General features: G+C 43.3%; 15 protein-coding genes and 1 pseudogene. 9 read left to right on the plus strand and 7 right to left on the minus strand.

The annotated features are described in order from the left end of the window. From AB4493_RS15110 to AB4493_RS15120, 3 genes and pseudogenes are all read left to right on the plus strand, one after another. A pseudogene (locus tag AB4493_RS15110) lies at nucleotides 1-365 on the plus strand (RNA-directed DNA polymerase); the annotation flags it as partial. Between the two features lie 376 nt (nucleotides 366-741). Further along, the gene (locus AB4493_RS15115) at nucleotides 742-966 is read left to right on the plus strand and encodes an alpha/beta fold hydrolase (RefSeq protein ID WP_372155313.1); all 225 of its coding nucleotides are present in this window, start codon (nucleotides 742-744) and stop codon (nucleotides 964-966) included. Nucleotides 967-1,563: 597 nt separating this feature from the next. Further along, nucleotides 1,564-2,490, plus strand: a complete 927-nt coding sequence (locus AB4493_RS15120; RefSeq protein WP_372155315.1) for a hypothetical protein — start codon at nucleotides 1,564-1,566, stop codon at nucleotides 2,488-2,490. 203 nt (nucleotides 2,491-2,693) lie between these two features. Here AB4493_RS15120 and AB4493_RS15125 read toward each other — a convergent pair whose 3' ends face one another. Together AB4493_RS15125 and AB4493_RS15130 are read right to left on the minus strand one after the other, a co-directional pair. Next, nucleotides 2,694-3,257, minus strand: a complete 564-nt coding sequence (locus AB4493_RS15125; RefSeq protein ID WP_136979756.1) for a phosphohydrolase — start codon at nucleotides 3,255-3,257, stop codon at nucleotides 2,694-2,696. Nucleotides 3,258-3,317: 60 nt separating this feature from the next. After that, nucleotides 3,318-4,826 carry a DUF3360 domain-containing protein gene (locus AB4493_RS15130; protein WP_017087374.1) on the minus strand — a complete coding sequence of 503 codons (1,509 nt, stop codon included), beginning with the start codon at nucleotides 4,824-4,826 and terminating at the stop codon, nucleotides 3,318-3,320. A gap of 317 nt (nucleotides 4,827-5,143) precedes the next feature. Between AB4493_RS15130 and AB4493_RS15135 the strand changes: the two genes are divergently transcribed. The 3 genes from AB4493_RS15135 to AB4493_RS15145 all read left to right on the plus strand — a co-directional run bounded on the left by AB4493_RS15135 (nucleotide 5,144) and on the right by AB4493_RS15145 (nucleotide 6,822). Beyond that, the gene (locus tag AB4493_RS15135) at nucleotides 5,144-5,482 is read left to right on the plus strand and encodes a hypothetical protein (protein WP_017059071.1); all 339 of its coding nucleotides are present in this window, start codon (nucleotides 5,144-5,146) and stop codon (nucleotides 5,480-5,482) included. Nucleotides 5,483-5,565: 83 nt separating this feature from the next. Beyond that, nucleotides 5,566-6,438, plus strand: a complete 873-nt coding sequence (locus AB4493_RS15140) for a patatin-like phospholipase family protein (RefSeq protein WP_017070388.1) — start codon at nucleotides 5,566-5,568, stop codon at nucleotides 6,436-6,438. A gap of 15 nt (nucleotides 6,439-6,453) precedes the next feature. Next, nucleotides 6,454-6,822 (plus strand): hypothetical protein, encoded by a 369-nt coding sequence (locus AB4493_RS15145; protein WP_032546992.1) that lies wholly within the window; start codon nucleotides 6,454-6,456, stop codon nucleotides 6,820-6,822. A gap of 167 nt (nucleotides 6,823-6,989) precedes the next feature. Here AB4493_RS15145 and AB4493_RS15150 read toward each other — a convergent pair whose 3' ends face one another. From AB4493_RS15150 to AB4493_RS15160, 3 genes are all read right to left on the minus strand, one after another. Further along, nucleotides 6,990-7,670, minus strand: coding sequence for a haloacid dehalogenase type II (locus AB4493_RS15150; RefSeq protein ID WP_017065459.1), 681 nt, complete (start codon nucleotides 7,668-7,670; stop codon nucleotides 6,990-6,992). A 197-nt stretch (nucleotides 7,671-7,867) separates the two neighbouring features. After that, nucleotides 7,868-8,671: a MetQ/NlpA family ABC transporter substrate-binding protein gene (locus AB4493_RS15155; RefSeq protein ID WP_017059075.1), complete on the minus strand. Its 804-nt coding sequence runs from the start codon at nucleotides 8,669-8,671 to the stop codon at nucleotides 7,868-7,870. A 331-nt stretch (nucleotides 8,672-9,002) separates the two neighbouring features. Then, the gene (locus AB4493_RS15160) at nucleotides 9,003-9,911 is read right to left on the minus strand and encodes a dienelactone hydrolase family protein (protein ID WP_372155317.1); all 909 of its coding nucleotides are present in this window, start codon (nucleotides 9,909-9,911) and stop codon (nucleotides 9,003-9,005) included. 408 nt (nucleotides 9,912-10,319) lie between these two features. Here AB4493_RS15160 and AB4493_RS15165 point away from each other — a divergent pair, with 408 nt between their 5' ends. Then, on the plus strand, nucleotides 10,320-10,937 hold the full coding sequence (locus AB4493_RS15165) for a type II secretion system protein (protein WP_372155319.1): 618 nt from the start codon (nucleotides 10,320-10,322) through the stop codon (nucleotides 10,935-10,937). A gap of 20 nt (nucleotides 10,938-10,957) precedes the next feature. Here the strand turns inward: AB4493_RS15165 and AB4493_RS15170 are convergent, their stop codons facing one another. Further along, nucleotides 10,958-11,413 (minus strand): Lrp/AsnC family transcriptional regulator, encoded by a 456-nt coding sequence (locus AB4493_RS15170; protein ID WP_017059083.1) that lies wholly within the window; start codon nucleotides 11,411-11,413, stop codon nucleotides 10,958-10,960. Between the two features lie 142 nt (nucleotides 11,414-11,555). Here AB4493_RS15170 and AB4493_RS15175 point away from each other — a divergent pair, with 142 nt between their 5' ends. Beyond that, nucleotides 11,556-13,367: a PLP-dependent transferase gene (locus AB4493_RS15175; RefSeq protein WP_372155321.1), complete on the plus strand. Its 1,812-nt coding sequence runs from the start codon at nucleotides 11,556-11,558 to the stop codon at nucleotides 13,365-13,367. Between the two features lie 150 nt (nucleotides 13,368-13,517). Here the strand turns inward: AB4493_RS15175 and AB4493_RS15180 are convergent, their stop codons facing one another. Then, nucleotides 13,518-13,760 carry a hypothetical protein gene (locus AB4493_RS15180; RefSeq protein WP_017059085.1) on the minus strand — a complete coding sequence of 81 codons (243 nt, stop codon included), beginning with the start codon at nucleotides 13,758-13,760 and terminating at the stop codon, nucleotides 13,518-13,520. A gap of 407 nt (nucleotides 13,761-14,167) precedes the next feature. Between AB4493_RS15180 and AB4493_RS15185 the strand changes: the two genes are divergently transcribed. Continuing rightward, a complete protein-coding gene (locus tag AB4493_RS15185; protein WP_372155323.1) occupies nucleotides 14,168-15,217 on the plus strand; it encodes an HlyD family secretion protein in 1,050 nt (349 codons plus the stop codon). Nucleotides 15,218-15,222: the final 5 nt, after the last annotated feature.

Consider the following 15,222-nt stretch of genomic DNA (forward strand, 5'->3'; position numbering starts at 1 on the left):
ATTTAATATCGGGTTCAGATTATCCTTATTTGAGCGGTAGTATAAGAATATCTAATAAGAAAACAAAGATAATATCAAAAATGATTCATGAATGTAATAAAGATCAGGATGACATATCGCTATATAAATCTGTATTTGGGGTTAATCCGTCAAAAATAAAATTCAGATATAAGCCAAATGAGGCTTTTTTGATTAAATATTGTCGTTCTCAGGTTCTAAATAAGTTGGTGGGTTATCGTTCATATTTAATATCAATACTGAAGTTTAATGAAAATTACTCATGTATAGACGATAAATTTATAAATAAATGTGAAAGTCTGACTAGATGCCTTGAAACTATTATTGAATCTCGAATGGATAAGTAACTTAGGCGTGCAAAGATAATTTAAATAGTAGTTATATGTTAGTAGCGTTTTTTTTGATAAAACTTTTTACGTCCAAAGACTAATTGCATTTCATTTATTTACTCATAAATCAATAATCATATCCCTGTAAACAGATCAAGGTGTCTTTTTCCTAATCTTATACCTGTCAAAGTAGAAAGGACATAGTTAATTGGGAGCTTCTCTTTCATGATAGTTAACCCATTATGTAGCTGAAACGAGTTGGTTAAGCTGCCATCAAAGAAGCCCTCTTTATTTAAATCTCTATTGACCTGTCTACAACTTCACACTTTATAGTAGCTATATTGATTGAGAGGGATGCTTTCTGTGTTCCCTCCAAAGTAAGGAGAGAGACACTATGAAACGTTTAATGCTAAACATCACACTCTTGGTATTTATGGCGCTTGGTAGTATGAGTGCCATGGCTCATGATTCAACGGTTAAGTACGGTATTGCGATATCTCACGATGGTGAGCAAATTGCGTATGGCAAAAGTGGGAGCTGGGAGACGGCGCTGATCTTCATTCACGGCTGGAGCCTAGACAGCAGGCTATGGCAAAACCAAGTGAGTGAGGGCTTTTAACGTGCAGTACAGATCCTGAAACGACTAGGGCAGATGTACGTGAGAATAGGCTGATAATCCCCTCCTAACCTCCCCTTGGTTTACATCTCCAATCTCTTGTTGGCAACGATAAAGGGGAGGAACTGAATACCGATCGTGACAAGTGCTGCTATATGTTCAGCGACAAAGAATGTTCTCCCCCTCATTCATATATCTCAAGAGATCGAGTCACTCCATTCGAGGGGGAGTTAGAGGGGGAGGCTTTGGTCTACTAGAACTATTCCACAATGTCGATGAAAGCGGTGGAGTCAGTGAAGTAGGGCGCTGTAGTTGTTAAAAGATGGATGTAATCGGTGATAGATAAAACTAAGGCCTCGCGATTGCGGGGCTTTTTTGTTCGTTGGAGGCTTTGCTAGATACATTCATTTCAATTTGTGAGTAATGTTCGCATCGTTCATTCTTTTATGGTCCCTAAACTTGTGCCTCATAGTTATATAAATGGTCTACCAACCACCTCTAGATACGTAATTAGCACCCCTGTTATTAGTAAGGGCTGACCGAATCTAGTGGTGCTTTCTACTGATAATCACTTTAACTATGTGTTTAGGACGTCCTGCTATGGCTAAGAAAATAATATTCATTCATGGTCGCGCTCAAAAGCCCGATAAAGCTCACCTTCAAGCACTCTGGTATGAGGCTATAGAACATGGCTTGCAGCGAGATTGTGGAGACTCAAGTTCATTACAAGCTTTTAAAGATGTCGATAAACGGTTTGTCTATTACGGTGAACTATCAAACACCTTGTTAGAGAAACCAACGGAAGACCCTGCAAGTCGACAACAAGCGCTGTCTGAACTCAAAAAATACAAGACAAGCCAGTTCAATAAAACAACGTATAACAAGGTATCCAAAATTGGTTTTCTAAAAGAGGCGTTAGCAGATACTTTTTCATCGCTATTTGGAAAGCTGGGTGTGGCTGAGACACTCATAACGAAGGTCGCGCCGGACATGGCGCACTATTGGAATGAAGATACCTACTTTGGCAGCGATGTCAGGTATAGGCTAATGGTTGAATTGAAGCAAGCGCTTGATAATCAAGATGATGTGATGATTGTATCGCACAGTCTTGGGTCAATGATCAGTTATGACGTGTTATGGAAGCTGTCTCATTACGGAGAGTATAGACACGACTATGGTGCAGGCAAGAAGGTCAACTTATTGCTTACGCTTGGGTCACCGTTAGGAGATGAAAACGTAAAAGATAGGCTAAAGGGGAGTCGCTTAAAAGATGAGAAGAAGTATCCGTTAAACATTCAGCAGTGGATAAACATATCGGCAGAAGATGATTTTATCTCTCATGACAGCAAAATTAGAAATGACTTTAAAGATATGCTCAAGCTGGATCTGATACCCGGTGGAATGAAAGATATTCACCCAGTTTATAACCTCAATATTCGCAACGGAAAAAGCAATCCCCATGCTTCTATCGGTTATCTCATTAATCCTAAATTCATCAAAGTATTGGATGAATGGCTCTCGAGTTGATGTGGTTTTACCATCGTAAATTGCTTCGGTGATCGTTCGTTGAAACTTAGATAAAACAAGGCCTCGCGTGTGCGAGGCCTTAGTTGTTTGTGGGGGAATTAAAAGTAGGGGTGTGAACACAGAATTGGACAAAAATGGCGAGGTTAAATGTACTCATGATTCAGAAAAAAATAACGAAGTCTAACCTATCCATTACTACGAAATTACAGCTTTACGATGCCACGAGTTACTTTAATGCCACCAATTAAAGTAGAACCACCGTAGTCTTTCGCTAATCTTAATAAAGTGTCATGAAATCCATGATTTGGGAAAGCTTGTTCTACTTCTGCAATCATGGACTTAGGGAGCCCTTTTTTAACCATTCCTTTTGATGCATCAATCCAGTCCGCTTTTCGACAAGCTTCTATAACTTTTTCATGTGGACCTTTATACGGTGTGATTTTGTGATGCCAGTGAATAGCGCCTTTTAGAGCATCAGGGTCTAATCCCCAATTTTCCTTTTCATTGTCATTTAATGCCACTGCTTCTGATGGCTCAAGGTAAGCGAGTTCATGGTCAGTCCACAGGCCAATATCATGATAGACAAATGCGGTTTCGACTAACTTTTCAAATTGTTCATCATAATCTAGAAAGTGCATTGCATAAGTGATTGTTCTATTAACATGATTACGATAGCCAAGATAATCTTCCCCAATCAGCTCTTTATAACGCTCAAGTAGTAACTCTACCCGTGGTCTCTCTAGCTTTATTTGAATCTTACTGCCCATGATTATTTCCTTATTAAATCATCCTGTTGTTCATTGAGGAGTTTAGACCAAAAATCGATATTAACGAAAACTCGGGATAATCGCTGGTATGCCCGGTAGAAGGCCAACCAGCGCCATTACACCACTTAGCACAATAAACATAATGCCAGGCAATACCCAGCGGCTCATTTTACTCAGTTCACTACTACGTTCTTTACAACCGACTAAGCCTAAGTTATCTAACAGCATGGTGAGAGCCCAGCCAAATGCAGGGTTAACGAGCGCTGAAGAAAATACAACAATCGCTGCCGACTGTGTGGTTTTTCCTTCACGCGTCATTTCCATTCCAGCTTCTAGCAATGGCACAAATACCCCAACAATCAGCGCCACACACAGTACAGGTTGCCAGATAGCTAAATCCATCGGGTAACCCCAAACTGCGGCGATGATACAGAACAGAGCTGTGAGCAGCGCGCCAGCAGGAATAGGGCGTTTAGCTATCGCCGCTGGTACGATGTAAGTACCCCATGAAGATGTAAAGTTAGTACCGCCAAGCAGAGAACCGAACGTTTGACGAATTGATGCCGTGGTCATGGTGTCGTCGATGTTCATGTGTACTTTTTCGGTACGTTCTGGATAGCTGATTTTTTGAAATACTTGATGCCCTAAGAAATCCGGTGACCACATCGCTACGGCTAGAATCGCAAACGGCAATACCACCATGAAGTGTTCAATCGTCGGTAGGCCTAGCATCCAACCTGTATCTTCTCCCCACCAATACATAGGGTTCATGTTGGGCAAGCCTGGCTCAGTGTGGAAAGCAAATGGGGCACCCATGGCAAATGCAATCGTACCGCCTAGCAAGCAGCTAAGAGGGACGGCTAACCAACGTTTACGGAAGTGTTCCAATAGCGCGTACAAAATAATGGTGCAAAAGATCACGACAAAAGCGATATGGCTCATGCCGATTCCCTCAGCCCAAGCGAACAGCTTTTTCACTTGAGAAGCGGTTCCAACAAAGCCAAGGTAGAGCAATAATCCGCCACATACGCCTTTACTGGTGAGGTTGGCCAACATGCTGCCACCTTTACTGATGGCTAAGATGAGGCCAAAAGCGCCAATCAATAACCCAAACGCCATAGGGTGTCCGCCTGCTGCAACCACAATTGGAATTAACGGGATGAGTGGACCGTGTGTACCTGCGAGGTTCGCGGTCGGCAACAGGAAGCCAGAGAAAATAATAATGAAAACAGAGGCGATGAGGAGTTCATAACGAACGTTTTCTAGAATGAAGTCTTCATTTAATCCGAGAGCCCCAGCAAAGGTGGCTGCAATAGCGCCCACCATAACCACTTTACCAATGGTCGCCGCCATCGCTGGGATGGTGTCTTCTATCTCAAATCGATAATCTTTAAACGGCAAATTTGGACGCCAGCGCTTAGGCGACATGATTTGCAATTCGTGTTCTAGATACTGTTCTCGGGAATCAAATTCCGATCTTGGTTTATGTTGTTGTTCATAGGTGAGTTCATCCTCATTGGCTTGAGGCTTCTCTGTTTGTATATGTGCGGACTCTAAAGTAGTGCTCATTTTGATTCCTTTCGTTCACACTCTTAGGTGTGTTATTCCAACAAACGTTGTTGACTCACGGTATGAAGTGCAAACAATGCGTCAACTTATAATTAAAAACTCATTCACATTTAGTTGTTAGTACCTTATACCAAACCAAAAAAAACAAATAGACTCAGTCGGTTAGACATTAGTCGTAGAGTCGGACGACTAGTATTAGACCCTGTAGATAGTATGTGTCTGGTTATTTGTAGTCCCTTAATTTCTCCCACGTTCTGCACTTGATAGTGATAGAATCTCCGCATTAGAGTTATCGAGAAACTAGGTATTTATAAACAATGTTTATCCATCACGTAAATGGCATCGACTGGCTGGTAATTACAGCCTTTGAAGAACTGAAAACTATGTTTATCGAAGATGCAGGCCCAATCCCAGCTTGCTTTTCTACCGCCAGCGAGTTGAGCCTGATTGATCAAGCCAAACGCAGTTATGGATTTTTGCCTAAACTCCGCGGTGTGATCACCGATACCGGCACTTTTCAAAGTAGAGATATTGAAGAAGATTTGAACCCACAGCTTGCGTGTATCGTTGAAGGGCGTGGTCGGGTTTTTATCTATCACGGCGACTACGTGGCTTTTGTCGATGACGAGCAAACCTTCATTACCCGTATGGACTGAGAGTGATTCAGTGAGTTGAGATCGGCGAATTGGTAAATCGGCGAGTTAGCCCACCTAGAATTTAAAACTAAAGGATTAATATGATGGCAAAAACGATCTCATTGGTACTTGGCAGTGGTGGCGCAAGAGGCTTGGTTCACGTTGGAGTCATCCGCTGGTTAATTGAGCATGGCTATCAGATAAAATCCATTTCTGGCTGTTCAATTGGCGCACTTATCGGTGGTGTCTACGCTGCGGGCAAGTTGGATGAATTTGAAGAGTGGGTCACCAGTATCGATCAAGGTGATATGGCGATGTTGTTGGACTTTTCATGGCAGTCGAGTGGTATGTTCAAAGGGGACAAGATCATCGACACTCTGCGTGGACTGATCGGCGAGATTTCAATTGAAGATCTGCCCATCCCTTATACCGCAGTTGCCGCTAACGTCGCCGATGAAAAAGAGGTTTGGCTGCAATCAGGTTCTCTGTTTGATGCCATTCGCGCCTCTATCTCTTTGCCACTGTTCTTGACCCCTCACGTTATCAATGGAGAAGTGCTGATTGATGGCGGCGTTCTTAATCCCGTACCGATTGCGCCTACCTTTGGTGATAATACAGACTTTACACTGGCTGTGAATTTAGGTGGTGAACCTGAAATGGTTAAACAGGAAGTGATACCGGTTTCCCTGCCAACAAAAGAGAGCAACCTGCATGAGAAGGTTGTGCATTTTATCGATAACCTCGGTAGCAGTGTAAAAAGCAAAATGAGCTTCAACTTTGCTTTTTACGATATTGCCAACCAAGCATTTGATGCGATGCAATCGACCATTGCTCGCCAAAAGTTGGCCGCTTACCCCGCCGATATCACGCTTGAGATCCCACGCAATGCTTGTGGCACCCTAGAGTTTGATCGCTCACAAGAGATGATCGACAGAGGCTACCACTTAGCACAGGCTAAACTGGGCAATCGACTTTAATGTATTTGCTGCTGAATGAGGGTAACTATGGAAACTGAACTCAAACTATCTGAACTCAAAGAATTGGTCACAACAAAAGATGTCATCGTGCTCACCAGCATAGAAGAGCCTGCTGTATCTTGGTTGATAGATTGCTATCAAGAGAATGCTGATATCCAAATTATCGAGAACGCACACCAACTAGATACTGAAGCGATTTTGCGGCAATGCAGAAGCAGCCTTAACGAAAGTAAAAAGGTCATCCTTACAGCGCAGTTTCGTAGTCAACTGCCTATCATCAATATCGCTTCACTGTGTAATGAGCAGCGCAAATCATTGATCAATATTGAGCTATCAGGCTGGGATGAAGACAAACGCGTTCCTCATTCTTACAGTAGTTTCTAGCTTATATTTGTTGCTAGGTAACTGCAGTTTTTAGGTAACCGACAGCGTCTCTATAACCAGAGCAGTTCAACACAAGGTTGATCAAAGCGGTTAAGTCAGTGTCCGGAATTTGTTGACCACTACAGGGTGGTTGTATCGAATCAGGAGTAGAAAAGTCTCTTGAGATTTTACTTGTCTAAATTGTGCTTAATTATTTGTTCCACCACACCATTCATCGTCCTTGAGCTAATCTCCGGTTTCAAATACAAGGAATGATACTCAACTCCTGTTCGGTCTATATAGGCTGCTTGTAAGCCAGCGGATAGCGCACCATGAGTGTCCCAATCATGAGTAGCGACAAGACGAAGGTTTTCGACAGGCTCTTTTAAAGTTTCGGCTGCAAAGTTATACACATCTGAATTGGGTTTGAAACTGCCTGTTTCTTCAACGGAAATGACGGTGTCGAAATAATCTTCTAAGCCTGAGTTCTTGATTTGAGAAGTGATGAGATCGAGGGATGAGTTGGAAAAAGCGACGGTTTTAAACCCGTTCTCGCGCAATTTGAGCAAAGACGCTTTGATATCTGTGTGCGGTGGTAGATTGGCAAAAGAAGTTAACAAGGCACCTTTGCTTTCCGCCGTTAAATCACACTTGTACCGTTGTGCAATAGCGTTGAGCGCTGCATTCGCTAATTCAGAAAAAGTAGATTTTACGTTTGTTGCGATGCAAACCGTTGAAGAGTGTAAAAGCTTTGAAAACCAAAGTGATAATGCATCCTCCTTTCCAAACACCGCTTTAAATTTAGGCTGTAATGACTCCAAATTTAAAACCGTTTCGTTTATATCAAAAAGTATCACTTCTTTTTTCATGCAAAGCCCCCAGATTTAATTGAATTTTATGCTTACATAATCTGCTCTGACGATATGGTTTTCAACCTCCATTCAAGTAACTAAAGCTTTGCTCTCTAATTTGAAAAGAAGCTGGAATGCGTCAACGACAACCCGCCAACTCAAATCTGGCGTTGCTTTATGAGTATCATGCAACGCCAAATCTGAAACGATTTAGCTTAATTTGCGGCTTCGATGGTGCCTTTGAAAGTGCTGTCTAAAAAGTCATTGATCTCTTGTGAGTGGTAAATTGAGATAATCTTTTTATACGTTTCATTATTTTTGTCTTCTTCTCGCGCCGCAACAACCATCACTGCTAAAGGTGCGTCTTTTTTCTCTAAGTAAATGCCTTGTTTCTTAGGGTCGAGTCCAGCCGACATTACATAGTTCATGGTGATTGCAGCAGCATCTACATCGTCAAGAGAGCGGGGTAGCTGCGCGGCATCCACTTCAACAAATCGAATGTTCTTCGGGTTGCTAACAATATCGTTTAAAGACGCGTTGAAACCAGCGTTGTCTTTTAATGAGATCAGCCCTGCATCTTCAAGCAGTAATAGTCCACGCCCGCCATTCGTTGGATCGTTTGGAATCGCGATTCGAGCGTTTTCGGGAATAGAATCAAGCGAAGTGTACTTGTTCGAGTAAACGCCCATACGCATCAAAATTGAACGTCCGATAGAAACTAACTGGCTATCGTGATTGGCATTAAAGTTATCGAGGAATGGCTGATGCTGGTAACTGTTCAGTTGGATACTTCCATCATCTAATGCTGCGTTAGGGGTGATATAGTCTGAGAACTCGACGAGTTCAATGTTTATCCCTTGCTTTGCTGCTTCTTTGGCAACAGCTTGTACAACTTGTGCATGTGGGCCAACTGTCGCCCCAATCTTGATGACAGCCTCGTCTTTTTTTCCACATCCTGTTACACCGAATACGAAAGCTAATGCCAACAGGGATGCTGTGATTTTTTTGTAGCTGTTCATGATAACTCCATTTAATAAATAAAAGACATGTAGACGTCTAGCTATCTATATTATCTATTTGCGCGATCGGGTCAATAGGTTTGTTTGAAGCGAAGTTACATTGATGAGCGGTTAAGTCAGTGAATCAACGAGGCTTCTGTACGTGAGACTCGACCGACAATCCCCTTCTAACCCCCTTGGTTTACATCTCAAACCTATTGTTGGTAATGGGAAAAGGGAGGAACTGATTACCGACCAACAAAGGCCTCGCGAGTGCGAGGCCTTTTGGGTTTTGTAGGGAATAGGGCAGTCACTCGGAATCTAAAGAAAACGGGTTCAGTAAAGCTAACTATTAAGAAAGCTTTTGGTTAAAGAACTCAAGTGTACGTTTCCAAGCTAACTCTGCTTCTTCTTCAGCATAGCGGCCAGTTGAATCGTTATGGAAGCCATGGTTCACGCCGTCATAGATGTAAGCTGTGTAGTCTGCTTCGTTCTCTTTGAGTTCGGCTTCATAATCTGGCCAAGTCGCATTCACGCGTTTATCGATTCCCGCAAATTGGATGAGCAAGGGGCCTTTTACATTTTTTCTTAAATCTGGTGCGGCAGGAGTACCATAAAATGGAACGCCTGCATCGAGTTGCTCTGGCATGACAGCGGCCAACATATTCACGATATAGCCACCGAAGCAGAAACCGACTGCGCCTAGCTTACCGTTACTTTTTTCATGGGACTTCAAGAAGTTTGCCGCTGCGATAAAGTCTTCTTCGATTTTCTCTCTGGATAATGATTTTTGCATTGCTCGACCTTCATCATCATTACCTGGATACCCACCAAGCGAATAGAGTGCATCAGGTGCAAACGCAATAAACCCCGCGGCTGCGAGTCGTCTTGCCACATCCTTTATATATGGGTTTAAGCCTCTATTTTCATGAACAACTAAGACAACTGGCGCATTATCCGCTAACTCTTTTGGTACCACTAAATAACCACGGCCTTCTCCGTATCCTTTAGGTGAAGGAAATGTCTCGTAGGTTGCTGTGATGGAAGGGTCATTGAAAGAGACTTGCTCTGCCTGCGCATAATTAGGAATCAGTGCAGAAGTTAGCGTCGTCATGGTTAAGCCAAGTACAGCTAGCCCAGATAGACGAGCCATAAACTCTCTGCGATCAATCAGGCCGTGTGCATATTCGTCGTACCAATCAAATGCTTCTTGAGGGATAGATCGAGTCGGCGTTGATTGAGATTCGGTATTTGGATTCATAACTTTTCCTTGTTGTGAGTTGTTTGACCAATCAACTATAGTGGAAAATTTGATATAATTGAACGATCGCTCAATAACTTTTGAGCTATTTGTTATATCAAAGTACAAAAATTAGATGACAGTCCGATAAAACGATCACTTCGAATCGATTTCCATCGCTTTGGTTTGTTTTACGGAGCAATTCAATACAAGGTTGATTTGAGGGTTAAGTCAGTGAAGTCGGGTGTGATGATTGTTTGTTTTTAGGGAGGCTCTAAATCGAAGTTGGGCACATTAGAGCTAGGCTTATTTTCCGCAGACATGGACAAGTAAGTTTCAATGCAAAACGCTTGATTTTACTCTGGTATAATCTTTCTCATAGGGACGACCTTAGCGTTATCAGAACCTTCTTGATGAGAGATAAAATAGATGTTGAAACTTCTGCGTCAGATAAAAAAATGGAAACTTGTAACGTTTGGCTTACTGATGCTCATTGCCGCTTTTTTTATCTACAACCAGTTCGGGAACCGTATGTCCCGTGTCGACGAGGCAAAATTTCTAATCGGCCAACTGAATACTGTTTTGGATGCCGCTGAGCAATATTCTCGTGATAATGGCTCTCTGCCTCCTATTGCTTCCGATACCGATACGAACTTCGGCTACTTAAACATCAATCACTTAATTGCAAATCCGGGCTTATCCACATGGAAAGGGCCGTACCTACCTTATGAAGATACATGGATAGGTGGCGATCAGTACATCGACCACCCAGATTACATAGCAACGCAATTACTGCTTAAGGAAAAGGATAGTCTTTGGATAAGAGGAAGCTCCGAGACAGGTTGCGAATCGTCATCATCCACTTGCTCTGTTGCAGCTTGTATATGGTTGGTACCAACAAAAGTGGCACAAGAAATTAATCAGATTGTGGACGGCAACACGGATATAGAAAGTTCGAATACGACCGGAAAAGTACGTTACGACAAAGCTTTTGGCGGCGCACTTATCTGTATGATTGGAGATGACTATCCAATGTCTTCTATATAGACAAATTAAGTCGTTTCTAATTATCTCACTGGCAGCTTCGTTTTTGTTTTTACCTGACCAAAGGCGAAGCTCGATTCGATAGAAGCTATATTGGGTAGGCGGGTTAGTTGTTTACGGATGAACTGCTCGTAGCTTTTTAGCGATTCACTGACTACATGCAATAGGTAGTCGTGATTGCCCGTCATCAGAAAACACTCTAACACCTCGTCAATCACTTCAATGTGCTGCTCAAAGTCTCGCATGTTCTCTTCTGTCGGCTTTTCAAGTTTCACCAACACAAACACATTGACTGGCAGGCCACACGCTTCTTGGTCGACACTGGCGTGGTAACCACGAATTATCCCTTGTTTCTCTAATGCTCGAACTCGGCGTAAGCAAGGAGAGGGCGACAGTGCTACTCGATCGGCCAACTCTTGATTAGACAGCCGAGCGTTGTTTTGCAGTTCAGCCAGTATTTTCTTGTCGATCTCGTCCATTGGCATAATCCATCAATATTGAATTTAGTTTGGCAATATTATTGCTCAAAGTGTATGTCTTACTTCGCAAATAGCAATTTTTGGCATCTGTACAAAACTAAAATTAAAGGAGGAACAATAAGCATGGAATGACTTAGGAATTATGAATACATCAACTCAACTTAGCCCGCTGCGTAAAACAACCAAACATGAACAAGCAGAAGCCCTTGCCATTGAGCAAGCAAAGCATTTTGGTATCGACCCAAACAGTGATTACGGCGTCACGCTGATTGAACTGGCGACGACACTGTACCAAGCCAATACCAAGACACACGATCTTTGGGCATTGACGGTTGATGGACTTTCAGAACTCGACAAGAGTGACCGAATCGCTTGGTTTAACGCCAAACGTTTCTTGTCATTCCAGATCGCTAAGATCCTCGACAACCTGCAAAACCCAATGCGTGCTACTTACCAATCTATTGCCACCAATAATGGTAATTTTGCGTCTAAAGGTGCGTATCCTATCTTCGATAATGTTGCTGCTATTTTCTCTGCCAGCCCGGTTATTACGCGCACCGCGACCTATTTGTTTGCGTGTACAGAATGGATTGAAGATGCGTTCAACGGTAAAGAACCACTGCACGATATTTACTCTCGACTGCTTAATCCAACATCGATTTCACTGGCTAATCACATGGTCGATATTGAGGCAGGCTCTAGAGCCAACGAGTACCTCGCATGGAACTTTAACTCCGGTATGGCGGCTATTGATGGGTTGTTGAGCCACTTGCTCGGGCATGAAGACATTGTCTTGGCTTCACGCAATATCTACGGTGGTTCTTACCAGCTGTTGGAAGATTGGTTTGGCAAACCTTCTAATCTGAATGTCGCGGTAGAGTGGGTGGATGGTTACTCCGGTGATGAGTTTGCGACGCGCCTTGATGAGGTTGCTGATAAATACGCAGATCGCATCGCTGCAGGTAAGAAAATCTACGTTTACCTAGAGTCACCGTGTAACCCGCATGGATACGTGTTGGATGTTGCTAGCATCAGTAAAGCTGGTCACTCTCGTGGTTGGGATGTGATTGTTGACTCGACAGTGGGCACGCCTTTATTACATCCAGTACTCAAACGTGATGACGTTATGGAAAGACCAGATTATGTGATTCACTCCTACACCAAAGAACTGGCGGGTTCTGGCACCACAACTGCTGGGGTTGTGATTGGTCGCAATGAGACTATGTTTGTGCCAAAAGGAGAGGAGGTCACTTTCACCAAGTCCAACGGTGATGAGGCCAAAATCCTATGGAACGAAACGCTGTTTTGGAATGTGTACTACATTAAGGGTGCATTCCTAGATGCAGATAAAGCGTTTGAAGTGCTCAATGGTATGAAAACGTATGAGATGCGAGTGGTGCAAAAAACGATTAATACACTGACTCTCGCGAAGATCTTTGATGCCCACCCAGACATCAATGTGTCGTGTCCAGCTTTGCCAGACAGCGATAACTATGAGCACTGCCAGAACAACATGTACTTGGGGCTACCAGCGGCGCTTTTCACTATCGATATGGAAGGTAACGGCGATCGTGCGCCAATCAATCGTGATGGGTTTAAACAGTTCTTCGACATGCTTGAGCCCGCTATCGGCATGCAAGTGAGCTTAGGGCAAACCAACACCGTGGCGCTGTGCCCAGCACTGACTACGCACTCAGAACTCAGTGATGAAGCGCTCAATGAAGCAGGCATCAAACCGACCACAATGCGTATCTCTATCGGCTTAGAAGATCCTCGAATGTTCATTGCTCATATTGTCGAGGCGGCTAAATTGTCGATTGACCGCAACCACGTAGATTTCTCATCCAGCTTCCCGAGTGGTGACAATATCGATGAAATCTATATGCAAACTTATATGGATGTACACCAGAGGTTTGTGAAGAGCTTGCCGAAGTTCAGTCAGCTGAGTCAGTAACTTAGCTCGGTAACTTAGCTCAGTAAGGAAAGTTAACAAGATTAGTCAGTTAAAGGCCGTCAATAAAAAAGCACCCCGCTGACTTAATAGTCGGTAGGGTGCTTTCTCGATATAGAACCAAGTGACCATATTGGTTTACCAAGTCACTTACTATTTTGGCTGGTGGCCTGTCTTCTTCGCAAGCTCTTGCATAGCCTCGGCAAACGTAGTTGTTCCGCCCTTCGCTTTAACCTGAACCACCTTATATCCTTGGCTTTCCAGCGCTTGGCGCTCTTCTAAAACGGCTTTGTCATCTGGTTGACTGCCTTGCACAGGCTGATGAATGTAATACCCTTCTAATTGACCATCTTCGACCAGTTGGTGATGTTTCAGTGCATTGATATCAAAATTCATAGTAAGTCTTTTCGCTTTAAATGGAGAGTCTCTGTGGCAAAGGCCGCGAGTCTTTATAATTTTATGGTTTGTACAATAGGCATTTTAACCATAAGAAGCCAGTTCAAATTAAGCAATCTAATGGAATGTAACTGGGTACGGTTTACTTCTTCAATCTCTTATTGCTCGTAGCGAAGGAAAGGGGAGGAACGGAATTCTAACGTTACAATACACCCTTATCTGACCTTTTAGCTCAACCATTGAGCGAAATCGGTACAAATCATCAACCTTTCCAAATGTGGAATCCACACTTCTTTTATTGGCTCTATTTTCCAATTGTGAATGGTTATAACCTAGTTTTCGTAGAAAAGAGAATCGAATAAGCCGTGAGCGCGGCGCTTTATAACGAATGAAAACTAGGCTCAAGCATGAATGAAAATTTTTATAGATATGCGATTTACACTGTTTTTTCAGCGGCAGCTTTGTTCTCCGCTTTTTTAGTCACCTCAGATAATGTTTCCCCTTTTACCACTCAAGCGACTTTGTATCGTAACGTGGCGACCATTGCGCCAGAAGTGTCCGGCGTAATTACCGACGTCATGGTTAGTAATGGCGAGTTGGTTGAAAAAGGTCAACCATTATTTGCTATCGATGCCAGTAGCTACCAATTGAAAGTGGCACAAGCGCAAGCCGAACTGAATCAAGCGCGTGATTCTGACTCAGCGAAATGGCAGCAATTAGCAGCAGCGAAACAAACACAAAGCCAACGAGAATTCGAATATCACAACGCGAAACAGAAACTCGCACGTAACCAAAAACTGCGTAACAAAGGGCTTGCGACTGAACAAGATCTTGATGATGCAATCACCAATACACAAGTTGCGAGTAGTGCGGTTGAAGCTGCGAACGCGGAAGTGAAACGCATTGAGGTTGAGTTATCGACCCAAGACCGCACAGCGGCCATTGAATTAGCAGAAGCAAAACTTGCCAGTGCGGAACTGGATTTAGGCCACACTCAAGTCGTCGCGCAAACGGAAGGTGTCGTGACCAACTTACAATTGCAATCGGGCAGTTATATCACTCAAGGCACTTCATCATTGCTGCTGGTGGACGAAGCTCATGCGTGGATCAGTGCAGACTTCAATGAGAAAGGCATTGATAAGCTTACTAATGGCCGCGAAGTTTTGGTCTCTTTTGATGCGCTACCGGGCAAAGTCTTTACGGGTGAAGTGAGTAGCCAAGAGCGTGCGATTTACGACACCAATAATGCCAATGGCAAGCTGTCTAGCGTGACTAATGATACGCGTTGGATCCGTGAGCAACAGAAAGTACGTACCCGCATTACCGTTAACGAACTGGATCCTTCGATGATCTCAGGTTCACGAGCGAGTGTGATTGTTGAAAGCGGTAACCCAATAATGCACGTTATTGGCTCGGCTTGGATTCACTTGGTTTCAACATTTCGCTACATCTATTAATAGGA

It is taken from the genome of Vibrio sp. 10N.222.55.A1 (assembly GCF_041473835.1).
Classification (GTDB): Bacteria; Pseudomonadota; Gammaproteobacteria; order Enterobacterales; family Vibrionaceae; genus Vibrio; species Vibrio crassostreae_C.

Coding starts and splice junctions, on each gene's coding strand:
- AB4493_RS15115 (WP_372155313.1), top strand. CDS start 742: ATGAAACGTTTAATGCTAAACATCACACTCTTGGTATTTATGGCGCTT.
- AB4493_RS15120 (WP_372155315.1), top strand. CDS start 1,564: ATGGCTAAGAAAATAATATTCATTCATGGTCGCGCTCAAAAGCCCGAT.
- AB4493_RS15125 (WP_136979756.1), bottom strand. CDS start 3,257: ATGGGCAGTAAGATTCAAATAAAGCTAGAGAGACCACGGGTAGAGTTA.
- AB4493_RS15130 (WP_017087374.1), bottom strand. CDS start 4,826: ATGAGCACTACTTTAGAGTCCGCACATATACAAACAGAGAAGCCTCAA.
- AB4493_RS15135 (WP_017059071.1), top strand. CDS start 5,144: ATGTTTATCCATCACGTAAATGGCATCGACTGGCTGGTAATTACAGCC.
- AB4493_RS15140 (WP_017070388.1), top strand. CDS start 5,566: ATGGCAAAAACGATCTCATTGGTACTTGGCAGTGGTGGCGCAAGAGGC.
- AB4493_RS15145 (WP_032546992.1), top strand. CDS start 6,454: ATGAGGGTAACTATGGAAACTGAACTCAAACTATCTGAACTCAAAGAA.
- AB4493_RS15150 (WP_017065459.1), bottom strand. CDS start 7,670: ATGAAAAAAGAAGTGATACTTTTTGATATAAACGAAACGGTTTTAAAT.
- AB4493_RS15155 (WP_017059075.1), bottom strand. CDS start 8,671: ATGAACAGCTACAAAAAAATCACAGCATCCCTGTTGGCATTAGCTTTC.
- AB4493_RS15160 (WP_372155317.1), bottom strand. CDS start 9,911: ATGAATCCAAATACCGAATCTCAATCAACGCCGACTCGATCTATCCCT.
- AB4493_RS15165 (WP_372155319.1), top strand. CDS start 10,320: ATGTTGAAACTTCTGCGTCAGATAAAAAAATGGAAACTTGTAACGTTT.
- AB4493_RS15170 (WP_017059083.1), bottom strand. CDS start 11,413: ATGGACGAGATCGACAAGAAAATACTGGCTGAACTGCAAAACAACGCT.
- AB4493_RS15175 (WP_372155321.1), top strand. CDS start 11,556: ATGAATACATCAACTCAACTTAGCCCGCTGCGTAAAACAACCAAACAT.
- AB4493_RS15180 (WP_017059085.1), bottom strand. CDS start 13,760: ATGAATTTTGATATCAATGCACTGAAACATCACCAACTGGTCGAAGAT.
- AB4493_RS15185 (WP_372155323.1), top strand. CDS start 14,168: ATGAATGAAAATTTTTATAGATATGCGATTTACACTGTTTTTTCAGCG.